Here is a 17,728-nt window from a genome sequence, read left to right as displayed (position 1 = left end):
TTTCATCCAGCCCGGAACCTGTCTTCTATAACGGTTTAGCGACCGCTATAACCCAAGCGGCGCGAGATCTGCGCCGCTGCCGTCATCAAGGTTTTACCGGCCTGAATCAGTCGCGCTTCTTCCAGGCGCTCGGCAGGCCCGGAAATGCCCAACGCCGCCACCACCATTGCCCGACTGTCGTAAATAGGTGCAGCCGCACCCACGACCTGCTCACGCCACTCGCCCCGGTTAATCGCATACCCCTGTTCGCGCACTTGTTCCAGTTCACGGCGCAAATCACCAAACTTGACCAGGCTACGCGGCGTATAAGGTTTGAGACGGTTCTTGATCAGATTCAAGGTATCTTCACTGGCCCAGGCCAACATCGCTTTGCCCGTTGCCACACATTGCGCAGGCGAGCGTCCGCCCACAGTGGTGTAGGCACGCACAGGCTGCGGGCTGTCGATCTTTTCGATATACAGCACCTCGACCCCATCAAGCAGCGACAAATGCACTGTTTCCTGGGTTTGCTCGGCCAGCTCTTTCATGAAGGGCAAAGCCTCCACGCGTACATCCAGCCGATTGGCCAAGCCCGAGCCCAACTCCCACAGTTTCATGGTCAGCTCGTAGCGCCCGGTGTCTTCGTTCTTGCGCGCAAAGCCCTGGTGAACCAGCGCCTGCAACAGTCGATGCACATTGCTTTTATTGAGCATCAGTTGATTGGCCAGCTCGGTCACACCCGAGCCTCGTTCGTGCTTGGCCAGGGCTTCCAGGAGCACCAGGCCCTTAACAAAAGTCTTGTCCAATCGAATATCCCATCAATCACTAAAAGTGCATGAATTGTCTCATGGAACCGGGCCTACGCCCTTGGTGGTGACAAGACTGATTCAAAATCGAAACAAGCAAGCAGCCCTGGCCCTACTTATTCTTCAGTGCCCCTGACATGGGTGAACACCAGCCTGAACAGGTCATGATATTCAGGTATCAGGATCGTCAGTGTTGAACGTACTTCAGTCTGAATACCCATCTAGGCCCATGCAGTGCGGCAGCAAACCCAGGCCCACTTGCCGCTTCCCAGCGATTACTAAAAGCGTGTACAACGTGTCTTTAATCCATAAACTCAACCGTCGCCTGGAGCCCAACCCCGATGGACACCCCTTCTACGCCCTTTGCCCTTGCGGCCATCGTGCATGCAGGCAAAGGCAGTGCCGACGCCTTGCTGCTGGAATTCGTGCAGGAGTTGCGCGCGAAAAACTACCGCGTCTGTGGTCTGGTGCAAGGCCCGGAAATCCAGAAGGAAGGTCATAGCCTGCGCACCGTGCAGGATCTGGACAAGGGCACGCTCTATCCCATCACCCAGAACCTGGGTTCGGAATCCACGGCTTGCTGTCTGGATATTGGCGCCTTGCTGGAAGCCAGCGAAGTGCTACGGCAGGCGCTGGAAAGCCCTGCCGATCTGGTGATTGTGAATCGCTTTGGCATCATGGAAGCAGACGGCCAGGGTTTTAACAATGAAATCATGGCCTTGATCGACCAAGGCTACCCGGTGTTGACCGTGGTCGCCCACACCTATTTGCCTGCCTGGCGTGAGTTTACGGGTGGGCTGGCCGTGGAGCTGGCGCCAGAGCGCCAGGCACTGTGGAACTGGTTCGAGAGTAGCCGTCAGGCAGCCTGAATCGGCCACCTGACACGATTGCCCTCACAAAACCTGCAAAGCCACCCAAGGCCATGCGGCCGGCCCTTATCAACTAGCTCCACGCCTGAACAGCAGTAAGCCTACAGCCTGCTAAAGGCTAGAACACAGCTTGGTGCTACTGGCCCCACCCCTCCAGAACCAGTTTGCCCCTTGCCTTGCCCGACTCGATCAAGGCATGGGCTTTCTTCATATTGCTGGCATTGATACTGCCAAAACGCTCCGTCATGGTAGTACGTATCAAGCCCGCATCAATAAGGGCTGCGACTTCGCTTAACAAACGGTGCTGGGCCTGCATATCGTCCGTGCCAAACAAGGAACGGGTAAACATGAATTCCCAATGCAAAGACACAGATTTGCGTTTGAGCTTGCCCACATCAAGACTGGCCGGGTCATCAATCAAACCGAATTTCCCCTGCGGGGCAATGACCTGCACGAGCTGGTCAAAATGCTGATCGGTATGCGTCAGGCTGACGACATAATCCACTTCCGGATGCCCGATGCGCTCCAGTTGCGCTGCCAAAGGCTGGCTGTGGTCAATGACATGATGCGCGCCCAGCTCCTTCACCCAAGCTTGGGTTTCAGGGCGGGAAGCAGTGCCAATGACGGTCAAAGCAGTCAAGCGGGAAGCCAACTGCGTCAAAATAGAACCCACACCACCAGACGCCCCCACAATCAGTAAAGTCTTGCCAGCAGGAGCCTTTCCTGGGGCTACGCCCAAGCGGTCAAACAGCATCTCCCAGGCCGTAATGGTGGTCAGGGGCAAGGCAGCCGCCGCCGCAGAATTCAGCGTTTTGGGCGCATGCGCCACAATACGCTCGTCCACCAAATGCAGTTGGCTATTGGTGCCAGGGCGCGCAATGGAACCGGCATACCAGACGCGATCACCAGGCTGAAACAAGCTCACTTGTGGTCCTACCGCCTGCACAATCCCGCAGGCATCCCAACCCAGCACCTTGTATTGTTCACCCTCCGCAGGTTGAGCCGATTCCCGAACCTTGGTATCGACCGGATTAACCGACACCGCCTGTACGTGCACCAACAGATCACGGCCTGTGGCCACCGGGTCGGGCAACTCAACATCCAACAGGGACTCGGGCTGCTCAATCGCTTGAGGGACTTTGTAGGCAATCGCTTTCATCTTTTTTCCTTTTTAAAATCAGTCGTCTGTCTTAGGCCATGCTCGGATAATCGGTGTAGCCGTGTGCGCCACCTCCAAACAAGGTGTGGGGGTCGAAGCTGGCTAAGGGAAGCTGATGACGCAAGCGTGCTGGCAAATCTGGATTGGCAATAAAGGGGCGGCCAAATGCCACCAGATCCGCCAGGCCACTCTTTACAATCTGCTCGGCTCTGTGTGCGTCGTATTTGCCCGCAACGATAATTCGGCCCGAGAAATGGGCACGCAAGGCGTGACGAAAATCATCAGGAATCTCAGGCGCATCCTCCCAATCCGCCTCTGACAAGTGGATATAGGCCAAACCCTTGCCGTCCAATACCTTCGCCAAATGCAAAATGGTGGGGATGATTTCGGGGCAGTTCATGGCGCGCTGCGTAATAAAGGGAGCCAAACGGATACCGGTGCGTTCTGCCCCGATCTCGCCCGCTACCGCTTCGACCACTTCTCTGGCAAAGCGAACACGATTTTCCACACTGCCGCCATACGCATCTTCACGATGGTTAGAGGTGGTACGCAGGAACTGATCAATCAGGTAACCATTGGCCCCATGGATTTCCACGCCATCAAAACCGGCTTGTATCGCCTTGGCGGCGGCCTGGCGATAGTCCTCAATCACGGCGGCAATCTCTTGCTCGGTCAGAGCACGCGGCACGGGGCAATCCAGCATCCGCCCCACCCCATCCTCCCCCACGACCCAAACCTGGGCCTGAGGCGATAAGGCCGAGGGAGCCACAGTCTGCCCATCGGCATGAAAGCTGGCATGAGACATCCGGCCTACATGCCACAGTTGCAAGACAATCCGACCACCGGCCTGGTGCACGGCATCCGTTACCAGACGCCAGCCCTGCACCTGCTGCTGAGTGTAAATACCGGGAGTGAAGCTATAGCCTTGCCCTTGCCGAGAAATTTGCGTGGCTTCGCTGATCAATAAACCCGCACTGGCACGCTGAGCGTAATACTGGACCATCAACGCATTCGGAATATCCCCCGGCTGATCGGTACGGCTACGCGTCATGGGAGCCATCACGATACGGTTCGGTAGCTGCAAGCTGCCCACGTTTAACGCCGAAAACAAAACAGATGTCTCTAAAGCCATGATTTGCAACCCTCATCAAGAAAGTGGAAGTGTGGATCACAGTGTGCCTTTTCAGACTCTTTAGAAAAACAGGCCTTTGCTTGAAACGATTTTCAAAAATATTTTGAAAATCGCATCATAATTAATCCCATTAGTTCACTTTTCAGCATAAACACGTTGAACTCAGCCCAGCGAGACACGCCATGAAAGCACTGCAGGATCTGGAAATTTTTGTTCGCACCGCAGACACTGCCAGCCTATCGGCCACAGCGCGAGGGTTGGGCATTACACCGGCAGCGGCCAGCGCGGCACTCAAGCGCCTGGAGGCGGAAGTGGGCGTACAGCTTTTCCTGCGCTCCACCCGCCATTTGCGGCTGACCTCTGAAGGCGAAGTGTTCCTGGCTCAATGCCGTCCCGCCCTGTCCGCCCTGCAACAGGCCAGCCTGCAACTGGCCAGCGGTGGCCCCGGCTCCCGTGGCCAACTGAAGCTGGCCGCACCGTCTGACCTGGGACGCAACGTGCTGTTGCCTTGGTTAAACGAATTTCAGGATGCCAATCCGGGCATAGACATACGCCTGCATCTGTCCGACCGGCTGGCCAACGTGTACAGCGAACCCATTGACGCCGCCTTTCGCTATGGCCATCCAGCTGACTCCAATCTGGTGGCGATGCCTATTGCCACCCAGCACCGCCGCGTTCTGTGTGCCGCACCGTCTTACCTGAGCCGTCGCGGCCTCCCCACAACCCCGTATGAACTAAAAGAGCATGACTGCCTGTGTTTTATGCTAGGTGGGGACGTACATGATCGCTGGCGTTTTGAACGAGCCGGAGAGCCAGCAATGACCGTCGATGTCCGAGCCGTCAATGTGTCCAATGATGGGGATGTTGTCAGGCGCTGGGCCTTATTGGGCAAAGGCATTGCTTATAAAGCCTACTTTGATGTAGCAGACGATCTGGCCAACGGCCGTTTACTTCCGCTTTGCCAAGACTGGGGATTTGAAGCCTCGCCCCTTTACCTGCTGGCGGCCGGCCGCCAGCAGATCACGCCACTATTGCGCGAGCTGCACAGATTTATTGTCCAGCGTATCGAGACATGGCAACCGACACCCTCTGTTTGAGCGTGTCGGTCAAACTACACTGGACGCACCCGCGCAAGTATTTACCTTAATCCGTCCAGAAAAGCATCAACTCGATAGGCAATAACAGCTTCAAGTTCATCGGGCACCTCAAGCTGATAAACCCACTTGCGCACGCCCATGTAAAAAAAACTACTGTGTAATCCCCACCAGGCCTCGTTCTCCAACATGGCCTGTCTCGGTGTCAAGGCCTGCTCCCGCCCCAAGTCGTACTGCAACTCCTGGCTAAGGATCCTGAAGATCCGCTCATGGAGCATTTGTAGATAACGTTGGTTCAAAGACGGGTCTTGTAAGCCTGCATAAAGAAAAATCCGCACCCACTCGCTGGTCAATATTGCCTGGGTGTAGTCGGAAAAATACTGCACTAAGCGATCCCGGAATGGACGACTGCGGTCAGCTAACCAGACCTCCCAAAGCGGATTCCAGCGACTTAAAAAAACCCGCTCATACACCTGTTCAATCAGATCCTGCTTGCTAGGGAAGTACCGATACATCAATGGTTGCGTAATGCGCAGCTCACGCGCTAACTCTCGAGTCGTCAAGGCAAATCCCTTTTGAGCAAAAAGCTCAATGGCCTGCTCCACAATTTGATCCCGTCGGTCTACTCCAGACAAATGCCTTCGTGGAATATCGGCCTCTTTTTTGGGTGTGTCTGAAGGCGGTAAGTGTTCAGCCATGCTAGGGAAACCCCTCATCGAAATTAAATTGCGGAACTTAAATTATCGCATGATAATCTTTTTTATCGATTGATAAACTTCAAGGAAAGCACACAATGATTGAGCATAACCAACATCCCACTGATTCGAACCGAATCATTCCCTGCAGAGTTGCTTCCCGCCAGGAAATGCTGGCTCGCGTCGCCCGATTCGCAGATCTGCATGGAGCCAGCACCGGGCTACCCGATATGAAGCACCCTTCAGGTGCCCGCACACTGATGAACGTCATCGGCTTTTCTGCGCCCGAAAAAGGAGGACTTTCTCCTGTCGGCTCTGCGGCCTCAGCAGCTGCCGCCATTGCGATCAATGAAGGATTTAACCTGGGCTTTGCGTGGGCCAAGCCTGGCTGCGGGGCCTTTGCCCATGTACATGACACCAACGAAACCTTTATGCCTCTGACAGGCCGTTGGCGGTTTTTCTTTAACGAGGGCCCTGAACAAGAGCATGTAGATCTAGGCCCTTACGACGTGATTTCCATGCCTGCCGGTATTGCTCGCGGATTTGAAAATATCAGCGAGGGAGACCCACTGGAGGAGTCTTTGCTGCTCTATGTCATTGCCGGAACCCAACCCAAAGTCGAATACACCGAAAACGCAACGCAGCGGTTCGCCCCCTACCAGTCCAATACCCAGTAGTACTCCAGTTGCCCGGCCCATGCTCTCAAGGACTCCTCTTATGGATAAGAACGCTATTTGCTCCCCCAAGCGTCGTCGACTACTCCAGTTTTCGGCGGCCTCACTCACGGCTTTATCCTTGCCTAGCTGGACACGGGCACAAGCCAACCCACCCATAAAGATCGGTTTCATCGCACCGCTTACAGGCCCTTACGGCGCCGACGCTCGCCTGGAGGTACTGGGTGCCCAATTAGCCATCCAGCAATTCAATGAAGCTGGTGGTCTGAATGGCCGTATGGCCGAATTGCTGGTACGCGATTGCAGGCTAAATGCTGGGGAAGGTGCAACGCGCGCACTGGAGTTGGTCGAAACCGAAAAGGTGAGTTTAATCGCGGGCCCATTTGGCCCCGCCGCCTTCTCGATCAACAGCGTCATCAAAGCCAAAAGCGTACCGTACACCCCTATTGCCAACTCCGATTCAATAAACCAGGCAGCAGAATGGAGCAAATACCTGTTTCATGAGGGACTAACACCAACAGCCACTGCGGGCGCATTGGCTCGCTACGTGGTGCCACGCGGTGCCAAGCGTATCGTCATGCTGACGGCCGAATATATCTATGGGCAAGAAATGGCAGCGGGTTTCAGGCTGGCTGCCGAACAGCAAGGAGCAGAAATTGTCGAAGATATTCGCCACCCTTTAGGCGTCAATGATTACTCCACGCTGTTCCCACGCATTCTGGCGCTCAAACCCGACCTTCTGGTCATTAATAACTTTGGTAGAGACCAACAAGTCGCTTTAAAGCAAGCCCGGGAGTTCGGCTTGAAACGCAAAATGAAACTGGCTGTGCCTCTTATGGTGCATACCGCCAGACAAGTGGACGGACATAAGGTCTATGAAGACGTTTTAGGCTGCATCGGCTACTACTGGGGCATTGAAGACTCAGTGCCTAGCGCGGCCAAATTTAACGCTGGTTTTCGTGCCATTGCGCACGGTGCCAATCCGTCTGATTACGCGGCCTTGGGTTATGCCAGCGTACTGTCTCCCCTGAAAGCCGCTCTCCAGGCTCAATCCGTTGAGGCTGACGCACTTGTTCACACACTCAGCTCCATGCAGTACGACTATTACAAAGGCCCTCAGTTCTACCGTCGCTGCGACCATCAATCCGTGCAATCTGTTTTTGTCGTGCAGTCCAAAGCTCCCGAGCAAGCCAAGACTGACGATGATTTCTTCGAGATTTTGGCAACCGAAGAGGCGGCGGAAAATCGTTTGATGTCTTGCCAGAACCTGGGCTTTCCCGCGTAGGGGCAACATTATGCAATGGACTATAGACCTGATTTTCCAACAAGCCGCTGCTGGACTGGCACTCGGCTCCATTTATGTTCTGCTGGCTGTCGGGCTAACACTGATTTTTGGCCTACTTAACGTGGTGAACTTCTCGCATGGTGCCTTTTACATGCTAGGCGCCTATCTTGGGTTTGTCACACTGGAATACACACAGAGCTTTACTGCAGCCATCGTTGTCGCGGCACTAGGCGGTGCCGCCATCGGAGGGCTCTTCGAGCGTTTTCTAATTCGGCGTCTGTACGGCAAAGGCATCGACTACCCCCTTCTGCTTACATTTGGAGCGGCGTATGTCATCGTCGATGCTGTACGCATGATTTTCGGGCGGGAAGGCGTTCACGTTGATACTCCCGATGCGCTAAGCGAGGTGATCGATCTTGGGTTTGGCCTCTTACCGGGATACCGGCTCTTTTTAATCGGTCTTTGTCTGGGACTCGTCTTGTTATTGTGGCTGCTTCTGGAGCGCACACGCTGGGGGCTGATTATCCGCGCCGGAGCTCAAGATGGCACCATTATTCGCATTCTAGGCATCGACATTTCCCGAGTCTGGCTCATGGCCTTTTCCCTAGGGTCAGGGCTGGCTGCCTTATCAGGCATTCTGGCAGCGCCCATGCGTGGAGTACATCCCGATATGGGCTCAGCCATCTTGGTCGATGCCTTTGTTGTGACGGTAGTGGGAGGGATGGGTTCCTTATCTGGTGCGGTGCTGGCCGGACTGCTTATCGGCATGGTTGTCAGTTTCGTAACCTTGCTCGCACCCGAATTCCAAGAACTCTCCATTTATGTGCTGATGACTCTGATGCTACTAGCACGTCCCCAAGGTCTCCTGGGACGACGCGGAGCTTTAGGATAAAAACAATGCAAACATCAACTCTTACGAGATCTCACCACGGCGCAAGACCTTCTGCCCGTCTACAGCGCCCCAAACGATGGCTTGACCTGCTTGGAACACTGGCCTTCCTGAGCCTGCTTCCTTGGCTGGTGCCCCATCAATCCCTGGCTACCTCGATGCTGATTTTTGCATTGTTTGCCAGTGCATACAATTTAGTCTTCGGTTATGGCGGCATGCTATCGCTAGGACACGCAGCCTTATTTGGAGGGGGAGCCTACGCGGCAGGTATCGCAGCTGTCCACGCTCAATTACCTTGGGGGCTGTCTTTACTGTTTGGCGCCGTGGTAGGTTTGGGAATCGGCGTGATCTTTGCTTTTTTATCTCTACGGGTGCGTGGCATCTACTTTGCCATGATCACATTAGCATTGGCACAATGTGCGTACTTTTTTGCTTACCGTAATGCAAACTGGACCGGGGGTGACAACGGCTTGCGGGGCGTCCCCCCCTTGCAAATAGACTGGGAGTTTTTACAACTATCCAGTGCCGACCCACTGAGCAAGTACTACCTGATTTTTATAATTGTTGCGGGCGCCTTGGGCCTGCTACGCGCCTTGCTCTACACCCCTTTGGGCCGCTCCTTATCCATGATTCGTCAAAATGAGCAACGTGCAGCCGCCTGCGGTGTGCCTGTTCTACGAGTTCGGCAGCTTACCTTTGCAATCTCCGGTTTACTGTCCGGTTTAGCGGGAGCTCTGTACGCCTATCACATCGGTACAGTTCCGTTAGAGACGCTCTCAGTTCACCTTTCTGGACAAGTCGTGATGATGGTACTGCTAGGGGGCATGGCTACCTTTGTTGGCCCGGTGGTGGGAGCCGTTGTCTTTCTGGGCGCTGAAAATCTTCTTTCTGACCTGACTGACTACTGGCAAATGATCAGCGGTATTTTGTTCATGCTGCTGGTCCTGTTTTTCTCAAAAGGTATTTGGGGTGGTGTTCAAACAATAGGACAGGGCCGTCCTGCGGAGCCAAAGCCATGACACACGACATCATTCTTTCCGCCCAAGGTTTGAGCAAAATTTACAGTGGCTATGTCGCCAATAAGGACATCAGCTTTACCATCCGACGCGGAGAGCTGCTTTCAATTATCGGCCCCAATGGGGCGGGAAAAAGCACACTGTTCAATATGTTGAGCGGCACCATCAAACCGGATGCTGGACAACTTTTGTTTAAAGGGCAAAACACCCGGCCTATCCCCCGGCATCGGTTTGTCAATATTGGCATTGCCAAGTCTCATCAGATCACCAGCCTCTTTCTGGAAAGCACGTTGGCTGAAAATGTTTTTCTAGCGTTAGAGACTCCCAAAACCTCCCTAAATTTCTGGACTGTACGTGACGAGCGCCCCAAAGCTCAAAAGCGCATTACAGAACTGCTAGCCATGGTCAGACTGGATCACAAAGCCGACCTGCTGGCGGGTGCCCTATCACACGGGGAGCAGCGTGCACTCGAGATTGCCATGGCACTGGCCAGCGATCCCGAACTGCTTTTGATGGACGAACCCACGGCCGGCATGGGGCCACAAGAGACGGTACAAATTATCGAATTGATCCAGGCATTGCGCCAACAACGCACCATTGCGCTGGTCGAGCACAAGATGAAGATGGTCATGGATATAAGCGACCGGGTTCTTGTCCTGCACCACGGAGCCCTGCTCGCAGAAGGCTCACCAACCGAAATCATGAACAATGCCGAGGTCAAGCGTGTCTATTTAGGGGAAAAGCATGTCGCCCACCACTAGCCTATCGAAAAACACATCGCTACACATCACCAATCTGCAAGCCTGGTACGGGCCCAGCCACATTCTGCAAGGCCTTGACCTCTGCGTTCAAGAGGGTGAGCTATTGGCTATTCTCGGTCGAAATGGCGCTGGCAAAACCACCACTTTGAAGGCAATTATGGGGCTGGTACCGAAAGTTCAAGGATCAGTAGTGTATGGAGGGCAAGAACTACTAGCTCGCCCTGCCCATCAACGCTTCCGCTACGGTCTGGGCTACGTTCCCGAAGAGCGCAGAATCGTCCCCGGACTGACGGTGCTGGAAAACTTGCAGTTAGGTCTGGCAGCTATACCTGGCCAGTACAAGCAGGCAGAGCGTATTGAGGAAATTGCCCAAACTTTCCCCCGCCTGAAAGAACGCTTTAAGCAAACGGCCAGCACGATGTCTGGAGGGGAACAGCAAATGCTCGCAATTGCGCGTGCCCTGATGAGCAATCCGAAGCTTATTTTGCTGGATGAGCCCTCAGAAGGGATTATGCCCAAACTGGTCGATGAAATGTTTACGTTGTTTACCGAGCTACGCCAGCAAGGAAAAACCGTGGTGTTGGTCGAACAAAACGTGGCCCTCGCTTTGGAGATCGCAGACCGGGCGGTGATTATAGACAATGGGGCGGTTGTGCACCGCGCCAGTGCTGCCGAGCTCCTGGCCGATCAGGAGATGCAGGACCGCTACTGCGCAGTGTAAACAGAAACTGTTATGTCGAATATCGTTTTACTACATGGAGCTTGGCACGGAGGTTGGAGCTGGGGCAACCTACAGGCCTTGCTAGAGCAACACGGACACCGGGTTTTCACCCCCACCTTCACCGGTTTGGGAGACCGCGCCCATCTTCTGACCCCCCAGGTTGGGATACACACTCACATACAAGATATTGTGGCGTTCTTTCAATATCAGGAACTCGATGAATGCGTCCTGATCGGACACAGTTATGCGGGACTGATCATGCCCGGCTTGCAAGAACAACTGCATATCACCGGCAGCACGCACATTCAACGTGCCGTCTATCTCGATGCAGTCCTGGTCCCTGGCGGTCAAAGCTGGGCCTACTCACATCCCCCGGCGACACGCCGACAGCGCTTGGCTTCAAGCTATCAAGGCAGCAACGACACAACGGTCTTTCCTGTTCCCACGGTTGCGAATATGGGGGTGAATGACCCAGCTCACATTCGCTGGGCGGATAGCTTGCTGACACCGCACCCCACCCGCAGCTACACAGACATACAGAATGTAGACCCAGACTTATATCCCGGCATCTACGTGGACTGTACTCAACCTGCTCTCAGCGCCCTGGAAAGCAGCAAGTTATATGCCCGCCAACTGGGCTGGCCTTATCTGGAACTACAAGCTGGCCATGACTGCATGATTTCCCACCCCCTCGAAACACTGCACATTCTGGAACCCTACCTCTCCTGCGCACCCCCTATTGTTTAAACGTTCCCTCTTTAACCAGACAAACCCGCTAACAGCGGGCTTGTTCACACTCCCAAGCCGACACTGCTCCACTTTTCGACTTCCGACCCAAAACCGTCAAGAGATCTGCCGAAAAAGCACACAGGAACGACGATGAACGTCTAGGATATCGACCCAAGGCCGTCATCCTGCCTTGCTCTAATTCGATCGACCCTTTCCCCAACATCAGTGACAAGGCTATCGAATCATGAGACATGCGCACACGGCCCGCTCCGCCTCCCAGCGGCCCGGCTTTCCTTATCCCTCTGAAAATTCCCATCCGAGCAGCCATGCGTTGCCATTCCAAGGCCTGTCCCGGCCTGTCTTTGGTAAACCCGGTCTGCTCAAAGCCCTCGCGGTGGCCACCCTATCGGCTACCTTGGCCGCTTGCAGCGGGTCCGGCACAGGCAACGGCCAGGAAGCGGAGCCCGAAACACCCGTCAACCCGGACAAGCCGGATACCCCTAGCACCCGCCACGCCCTGATCATCAATTTGAATGGGGCAACCTACCAGGCCGTGCAGCAAGGCATTGCCGATGGCAGCCTGCCCAATCTGGCCAAGCTGCAAGTACAACTGGCCTACAGCGGTGGCGTCGCCGGCACCCCCAGCCAACAAGCCAATCTGGATATGCCCAGCTGGGCCAGCCTGCTGACCGGAACCTGGGCCAACCGTCATGGCGTCGTGTCTACCGCGCCGGATCAGGTGCTGCGCCAAAACAGCCTGTTCCACTCCGAGCAAAACGGACAGAATGCTGCAGCCGTGGCATCCAAAGGCTTGGCACACTTGCTCAAGGCCGACCACGATGCCGAGCGTCTGCATGAGCTGGCCGACTGTTCTCCACAAACCGTCACCCTGTCCTGCGTCTCCAGCCAGGCCCTGACGATGATCAAAGGGGACTACCGCAAGGTTCTGGTTCAGTATCGCGCTGCCAAAGATGCTGCGCTGGACTTCGGCATTGAATCACCGGGCTACAACGCTACCTTAAGCAAGCTGGACAAGGAAATCGGCACCTTGCTGGACGCTGCTGCCAAGCAAAAAGACCGCGAGTGGCTGGTGATCGTGACCGGCAGCCATGGCCTGAGCGAACACGGCCAGGATAATGGCTTGCCTTTGCTGCCCCAATCCACCACCTTCCTGGCCATCAATCAGGCCGTCAACACAGGAGAACAGGGCATTGGCGCCAGCGTACCTGCTACGCTGCCCGAGCTGTATCAGTACAACAGCCTGGTGGATGTGGCCCCTACCATCATGCGGTATCTGGACAAGCTACCCCCGGCTGCCGACTACAAGCTCGATGGCAGCAGCCTGCTAGGCCCACAAGCGGTCACGAGTCTGCAAGCCACGGTGCTGGACAACCACTCCTCTGCCGTTGCAATCAAACTGGACTGGAAAGCCCCCGCCGATGCCTCTATCGACATTTTGCGGGACGGCCAGGTAATCGCGTCACGCCTACCGGCTGGCACACAAAGCTATACCGACAACCAGGCCACCGCTGGCCTGTCTGACCGAGGCACCTACCAGTTTGACTACACCGTGCAGGCCGGTTCAGGCACCGATGCCGCCTGGCGCAGTCTGTTTAGCCCGCCCATCTCGTATTTGCCTCCCGTCCCTCTGGAAGCCTCCCTGCTCAATGGCCTGGTCTCCTACTATCCCTTTAGCGCCAACCTGCCCCCTGTAGACGCGCAGAAAAACAGCACCATGGCACCGGCCTCCAACGACCTGCCCAATGCGGCCGGTCTGGTCGTGCCCGGTCCCTTTACAGGCACGCATGGCTTGCTGGTTGACACCAACTATGTCACCGAAGAAGGTCTGGAAGGCTATCGCATGACGCCGGCCCAAGGCTTTGACATCTCCACGGGCAGCAACCCGCAATTCACCATTGGCTTTTGGTATCAGGTGCCCAAGTGCATCGATCGCAACAACGTCACGGTCCTATCCAACAAGAACTACGTCAGTGGTGCCAATGCCGGTGTCGCCATTGGCTTGTTCAACAGTGGCATCCAAAACCAGTGCGGCATTGCCTTCAATATTGGCTCGGGTGGAGTACGTGCCGACGGCCCAACCAATCCCTACACCCAGATTCCAGTAGGTAAGTGGGTACACCTTGCTTTCTCGGTGGACGGTGTTGCCAAGACCATGAACATGCGCGTGTTTGATCCCTCTACCGAGCAGGTTACGCGCGTGGCTACCAACAAATCCACGGGTGCAGTGGATGTCTCCAAGCTCTCGCCCTACCCACAATGGGGTATTGGCGACGATGGCACCGGCACGTTCCTGATGAACAAGTGCAATGGCTCGGTCAAACCTCCCTATACGGTTGGCCAATGCTCGGTTGCTCCGCCCACCCAGCAAATGTTTGGTGACCTGGCCATGTGGAACCGCGTCCTGAGTGAGCAGGAGCTGAGCTCGATCTACTGGTCCAAGAAACCCCTGTCCAGCCTGAGCACACACTGAGCGAGGCCACCATGAACGTTCTTGATTTACGCGCTGTACGCAGTGCCCTGGCCATCGGCATGACTGCTTTGCTATTGAGCGCCTGCAGTGACGGAGGCTCCAGCGCTGCCGAACCCCCGCCCGGCACAGGAGGCTCGAGCAGCGAGCAGGTGCCTATTGTGACGCCCCCGGCCACGGGCTCTCAAGGGGAGCAAGGCACGGACCTTGGCACGCCACCCACCCCGAACTCGCAATTGGACTGCGCACCTTAAGCGCATGGCAGCCCGGCACGACAGATGTCCTTGCCTGGCTCCACTCCAACCACTTATCGACAAGGCTTTCCCCATGACTCACATCAATCGCCGTAATTTTCTGCGACTGGCTGCCAGTGCGGCCGCTTTGGGCCCCTTTCCGCCTGCTATTCAAAAGGCGCTGGCTATCCCCGCCAATAACGCCACGGGAACGATTAATGACGTCGAGCACGTCATTATCCTGATGCAGGAAAACCGCTCTTTTGATCACTACTACGGCACCATGCCAGGCGTGCGCGGTTTCAGCGACCGTATCACCATCCCGATGGCATCGGGCGAATCGGTCTGGCGTCAGCAAGGCACCAATGGCATGGTGCAGCCCTATTACCTGGATGCGACCAAAGGCAATGCCTTGCGTGTTGGCGGCGCACACGACTGGAACGACCAGCAGGAGGCCTGGGATGGCGGTCGCATGGCAAACTGGCCCAAAGCCAAGTACACCAACGTCGCTATGGGCTACCTGAAAGAGTCCGACTTGCCCTTTCATTGGTCACTGGCTAATGCCTTTACTATTTGCGACGCCTACCACACCTCTATCAATACCGGCACCTTCACCAACCGCATGTTCTTGTGGAGTGGCAGTAACGGGGCCAATCTGATTGATCGCGCCTGCGTGACCAACTCCAACTGGGGTCGCCTGGGCCCGTCCGACGATGGTCTGGATTGGACGACGTACCCAGAGCGGCTGCAAGAGGCCGGTGTGCGCTGGAAGGTGTACAACCGCCCCGGCAACAACAGCAATAACAACCAGCTCGTGGCCTTTGCGTCCTACCGCAAGGTGAATGAGGACCTGGCCGCACTAGGCTCTCCTGATGCCGAATACTCCCCTCAAATGGAAGCTCTCTCCCCCTTGTACAAGGGTTTTGGCAACACCATGCCTGACGGCGGGTTTTTGCAAGCCATTGCCGATGACATCAACATGGGCCAATTGCCACAGGTCAGTTGGATTGTGGCCCCCGGCCCCTACAGTGAACACCCCAGCATGGGTGTGCCCGGCCAGGGCGCCTGGTATCTGGAGCGACTGCTGAACATTCTGACCGAAAAGCCCGAGATCTGGAGCAAGACCGTCCTGATCGTGAACTACGACGAGAACGACTGCTTCTTTGACCACATGCCCCCTCCTGCCCCTCCGTGGCGCAATCGAGATGGCTCATTGGAAGGCAAGTCCACGGTAGATGTCTCCAATGAGTACTACACCATGCCTGCCCCTGACGGGGACTCACGCAAGGTAGCACCCGATGGCCGCCCTTTCGGGGCCGGCCCACGTCTGCCCACCCTGATTATTTCCCCGTGGAGCGTGGGTGGCTGGGTCAACTCCCAACAGTTTGACCACACCTCGGTACTGCGCTTTCTGGAGCAACGCTTTGGTGTGCAAGAACCCAATATCAGCCCCTGGCGCCGCGCCGTATTCGGCGATATGCGTTCCTGCTTTGATTTCAAATCGCCCAATGCCTCCAAACCCGCCTTGAGTCCAGCACCGACGCGCGAACAGGCAGACGCAACCTTGAGCCAGCAAGCCGGTGCAGGCAAGGTGCCCATGCCCCCTGTGGGCACAGAGCCCATGCCCAGCCAGGACTTAATGCTGCGCCCTTCACGCGCCCTGCCCTACCAATTGCACACCAGCGCCAATGTGGACCTGGACAAAGAGCAGGTCTGGTTAACGTTCAGCAATACCGGCACGCAAGGCACCGTGTTCCATGTGTACGACGAGCTGCAACTCTCGGACTATCCACGACGCTTTACGGTGGAGGCCAACAAGATCATCTCGGACGCCTGGACCGTCCATGCGGATCACAAGGGCAACTACAGCCTGTGGGTGTTGGGGCCAAACGGCTACCATCGCCACTTCAAGGGCAACATCCACGCGCTGCGCCAAGGCCCCAAACCAGAAGTGCGTGTGTGCTACGAGCCCCAGGCCAATGCCGTGTCCTTGACCATCATGAATATGGGGGATCAGGCCGCGACCGTCACGGTGAGCGCCAACGCCTATCGCGAGGATGGCCCCTGGGTCTACACCGTTGATCCGGGCATGCAAATCGATGCGCGCTGGTCGCTGGAAGTCTCGGGCAACTGGTACGACTTCACCGCCACCATGGGTGAGTCCTTCGAGCGCCGCTTTGCCGGTCGCCTGGAAACTGGCCGGGATGGCATCAGCGATCCGGCCATGGGTGTCGCACGCTAGTCATACTGCCCAGGCACAATGTCAAGGTCCGTTCCGGAAAGCACTGTTAGAGAAGTACGATGACGCTCAACCAATTACGGGCCTTCGTCATGGTGGCCCAGCACGGCGGCTTTTCAGCCGCCGCGCGGGCCTTGAACATGAGCCACACCACGCTTAGTTCACAAATTCAAATCATTGAACGCGACTATGGGGCCGAGCTGTTTCACCGCCGCGGCCGACGCGTCGAGCTCTCTACCCTGGGGCTGGAAATGCTGCCCATGGCCAGGCGCATGATCTCGTTGGAATCCGACATGCGCCAGATGCTCGATGGCAGTGGCAAACTGCATTACGGCACCTTGAAGCTGGGTGCCGTCAGCCCCTATCACGTCACCGAGCTGATCGCATCCTTTCATGCGGTATATCCGCGCATCAAGCAGTCCGTCAAACTGGGCAACTCGGAATTGGTACTGGACGATCTGGATCAATACATCTGCGATGTTGGCGTGGTTGCCAGTTGCCAGCCACAGCGCCGCTATTACATGCAACCTTACGCTCGCTACCCGGTCATCGCCTTTGTGCGCCAAGACCACCCTTTCGCCCGACGCAATAGCATTGCACTGGAGGAGCTGGCCGGTGAGCCCTTGCTGATGCGCGAAGAAGGTTCAACAACGCGCAAGGCACTGGAAGACGCCTTACACGAACGCAAGATCAAGGTAGATGTGGCCATGGAAATCGGCAGCCGCGAAGCCCTGCGCGAATCGGTTATTCGCGGCCTGGGAGTGGGCACGGTCTCCGAATCCGAATACGTGCCAGATCCGCGCTTGCGTGTGGTGCGTATTCAAAACGAGCCGGTCTGGACGCAGATCCACGTCTGCTGTTTGCATGAGCGTCGGGAATCTCGTTTGGTCGCTGCCTTTTTTGATGCAATCGCTCATCATCAAAGCGCCCTGCCCGTCGCCAGTACCGTTGCCTGAAAA

General features: G+C 56.1%; 17 protein-coding genes. 13 read left to right on the top strand and 4 right to left on the bottom strand.

Features of this window, described 5'->3' with window-relative positions:
• Nucleotides 1-35: 35 nt before the first annotated feature.
• Nucleotides 36-785: an IclR family transcriptional regulator gene (locus tag CA948_RS16640; protein WP_094197673.1), complete on the bottom strand. Its 750-nt coding sequence runs from the start codon at nt 783-785 to the stop codon at nt 36-38.
• 341 nt (nt 786-1,126) lie between these two features.
• Here CA948_RS16640 and CA948_RS16635 point away from each other — a divergent pair, with 341 nt between their 5' ends.
• Entirely contained in the window at nt 1,127-1,654 is a 528-nt protein-coding gene (locus tag CA948_RS16635; RefSeq protein ID WP_108728583.1) for a DUF2478 domain-containing protein, read from the top strand.
• A gap of 136 nt (nt 1,655-1,790) precedes the next feature.
• Here the strand turns inward: CA948_RS16635 and CA948_RS16630 are convergent, their stop codons facing one another.
• Complete coding sequence (locus tag CA948_RS16630; protein ID WP_108728582.1) at nt 1,791-2,813, bottom strand: zinc-binding alcohol dehydrogenase family protein; 1,023 nt, start codon at nt 2,811-2,813, stop codon at nt 1,791-1,793.
• 31 nt (nt 2,814-2,844) lie between these two features.
• Nucleotides 2,845-3,945: an alkene reductase gene (locus CA948_RS16625; RefSeq protein WP_108728803.1), complete on the bottom strand. Its 1,101-nt coding sequence runs from the start codon at nt 3,943-3,945 to the stop codon at nt 2,845-2,847.
• A gap of 182 nt (nt 3,946-4,127) precedes the next feature.
• Between CA948_RS16625 and CA948_RS16620 the strand changes: the two genes are divergently transcribed.
• Nucleotides 4,128-5,042 carry a LysR family transcriptional regulator gene (locus CA948_RS16620; protein ID WP_108728581.1) on the top strand — a complete coding sequence of 305 codons (915 nt, stop codon included), beginning with the start codon at nt 4,128-4,130 and terminating at the stop codon, nt 5,040-5,042.
• A gap of 41 nt (nt 5,043-5,083) precedes the next feature.
• Here the strand turns inward: CA948_RS16620 and CA948_RS16615 are convergent, their stop codons facing one another.
• Entirely contained in the window at nt 5,084-5,737 is a 654-nt protein-coding gene (locus tag CA948_RS16615; RefSeq protein ID WP_238988618.1) for a TetR/AcrR family transcriptional regulator, read from the bottom strand.
• A 95-nt stretch (nt 5,738-5,832) separates the two neighbouring features.
• Here CA948_RS16615 and CA948_RS16610 point away from each other — a divergent pair, with 95 nt between their 5' ends.
• The 11 genes from CA948_RS16610 (at nt 5,833) to CA948_RS16560 (ending at nt 17,725) form a co-directional block, all read left to right on the top strand.
• A complete protein-coding gene (locus CA948_RS16610) occupies nt 5,833-6,411 on the top strand; it encodes a cupin domain-containing protein (protein WP_108728580.1) in 579 nt (192 codons plus the stop codon).
• A gap of 40 nt (nt 6,412-6,451) precedes the next feature.
• Nucleotides 6,452-7,693, top strand: a complete 1,242-nt coding sequence (locus CA948_RS16605; RefSeq protein ID WP_238988617.1) for an ABC transporter substrate-binding protein — start codon at nt 6,452-6,454, stop codon at nt 7,691-7,693.
• Nucleotides 7,694-7,703: 10 nt separating this feature from the next.
• A complete protein-coding gene (locus CA948_RS16600) occupies nt 7,704-8,585 on the top strand; it encodes a branched-chain amino acid ABC transporter permease (protein ID WP_108728579.1) in 882 nt (293 codons plus the stop codon).
• A gap of 5 nt (nt 8,586-8,590) precedes the next feature.
• Nucleotides 8,591-9,601 carry a branched-chain amino acid ABC transporter permease gene (locus CA948_RS16595; RefSeq protein WP_238988616.1) on the top strand — a complete coding sequence of 337 codons (1,011 nt, stop codon included), beginning with the start codon at nt 8,591-8,593 and terminating at the stop codon, nt 9,599-9,601.
• A complete protein-coding gene (locus CA948_RS16590; protein WP_108728577.1) occupies nt 9,598-10,359 on the top strand; it encodes an ABC transporter ATP-binding protein in 762 nt (253 codons plus the stop codon). The genes CA948_RS16595 and CA948_RS16590 overlap by 4 nt, the downstream gene beginning before the upstream one ends.
• On the top strand, nt 10,343-11,080 hold the full coding sequence (locus tag CA948_RS16585) for an ABC transporter ATP-binding protein (RefSeq protein WP_108728576.1): 738 nt from the start codon (nt 10,343-10,345) through the stop codon (nt 11,078-11,080). Before CA948_RS16590 ends, CA948_RS16585 begins: the two co-directional genes overlap by 17 nt.
• A gap of 12 nt (nt 11,081-11,092) precedes the next feature.
• Nucleotides 11,093-11,827: an alpha/beta hydrolase gene (locus CA948_RS16580; RefSeq protein WP_108728575.1), complete on the top strand. Its 735-nt coding sequence runs from the start codon at nt 11,093-11,095 to the stop codon at nt 11,825-11,827.
• A gap of 226 nt (nt 11,828-12,053) precedes the next feature.
• Nucleotides 12,054-14,300: an alkaline phosphatase family protein gene (locus tag CA948_RS16575; protein WP_108728574.1), complete on the top strand. Its 2,247-nt coding sequence runs from the start codon at nt 12,054-12,056 to the stop codon at nt 14,298-14,300.
• Nucleotides 14,301-14,311: 11 nt separating this feature from the next.
• Nucleotides 14,312-14,551, top strand: coding sequence for a hypothetical protein (locus CA948_RS16570; RefSeq protein ID WP_108728573.1), 240 nt, complete (start codon nt 14,312-14,314; stop codon nt 14,549-14,551).
• A gap of 73 nt (nt 14,552-14,624) precedes the next feature.
• Entirely contained in the window at nt 14,625-16,772 is a 2,148-nt protein-coding gene (locus CA948_RS16565; RefSeq protein WP_108728572.1) for a phosphocholine-specific phospholipase C, read from the top strand.
• A 59-nt stretch (nt 16,773-16,831) separates the two neighbouring features.
• Entirely contained in the window at nt 16,832-17,725 is an 894-nt protein-coding gene (locus tag CA948_RS16560; protein ID WP_108728571.1) for a LysR substrate-binding domain-containing protein, read from the top strand.
• Nucleotides 17,726-17,728 lie beyond the last annotated feature (3 nt).

The organism is Alcaligenes aquatilis, assembly GCF_003076515.1.
Lineage (GTDB): Bacteria > Pseudomonadota > Gammaproteobacteria > Burkholderiales > Burkholderiaceae_B > Alcaligenes > Alcaligenes aquatilis.
This window is presented reverse-complemented; position numbering and strand designations above follow the sequence as displayed.